This window comes from Arthrobacter sp. 9V (genome assembly GCF_902506065.1).
In the GTDB taxonomy this organism is placed as follows: Bacteria; Actinomycetota; Actinomycetes; order Actinomycetales; family Micrococcaceae; genus Arthrobacter.
The window spans coordinates 1-1,117 of the sequence record NZ_LR732921.1 but is presented as its reverse complement, the minus strand read 5'-3'; the positions used below and the strand labels follow the sequence as shown (position 1 = coordinate 1,117).

1 protein-coding gene is annotated in these 1,117 nt (G+C 72.9%); it reads right to left on the bottom strand.

From position 1 onward, the window contains the following. A partial coding sequence (locus BACI9J_RS22355) for a glycoside hydrolase domain-containing protein (protein WP_201296713.1) occupies positions 1–1,117 on the bottom strand: 1,117 nt, incomplete at both ends.

The window sequence follows — 1,117 nt, the reverse complement described above, 5'->3', positions numbered from 1 at the left end:
GTGTACAGCGAAGCGGCGGCGCACGACACGTCGAACGAGACGGACTCCCCGGCGGCGAGCCCCGTGACGGTGCGGCCGGTGTCGTCGGTGAGCGCCGAGACCCCGATGGGCAGGACGTCCACGGGGGCGTCCCGGTAGCCGTGCACGTCGGAGGCCGAGACGGGGCGGGTGTCCGACGCCCAGCCCTGCGGTTCGTCGGACAGTGTGAACTCGATCCGCGACGCGGCCACGACCACGCTGTGCGGGATGGTGACCGAGGTCCAGGGCGAGCCGTCGACCGTCACCGACGCCACGTACGCGCCTGCGGAGCCGGCGGCGATCTCGATGACCGTCTCCGTTCCTCTCCCCACCGGCACGGCCAGCCCGCCGCTGGCGCGTCGGTCAGGATCCGGCGGCGTGGGCCCAGGCTGTCGCAGCACGGTCCTGCGGACCGACGGCGGCACGAGCACGTAGGTGCCGGTCGACGGCGCCAGCGGGTACAGGCCGATGGTGGCGAAGACGTACCAGGCGCTCATCTCGCCGTTGTCCTCGTCGCCGGGGTAGCCCTGGCCGAGGTCGGACCCGACGAACAGCCGCTCGAGCGATTCGCGGACGATGCGGTGCGCGTCGTCGTGGCGCCCGGTGAACATCGGGAAGAAGGGGATGTGGTGCGCGGGCTGGTTCGACAGCCCGAGCATGCCCATCCGCACGTCGCGGGCCTCGGTCATCTCGTGGATCGGGAACCCGTACGACCCCGAGCGTGCGAGGGCGCCGGTCTCGGGGGCCGCGAAGAAGGCGTCGAGGGCGGCGTCGAAGCGCTCCGGCCCGCCGTGCAGGTCGACGATGCCGGCGCCGTCGTGCGGCGCCGTGAACGCGGTACCCCACGCGTTCGTCTCGGTGTAGTCGTCGCCCCAGTCGCGCGGGTCGAACTCGGTTCCCACGCGCCACGAGCCGTCCGGGTCGCGGCCGATGAAGAACCCGCGCTCGGAGTCGAAGACGTGCCGGTACTGCAGGGACCGGCGGGCGAACCACTCGGCCTCGGCCTCGTACCGGGACAGGTCGGCGGGCGTCCGCGCACGCGATGCGAGCAGGCCCGCCATGACGGCCAGACCCCAGTCGTTGATGGCCGCGTCCAGGG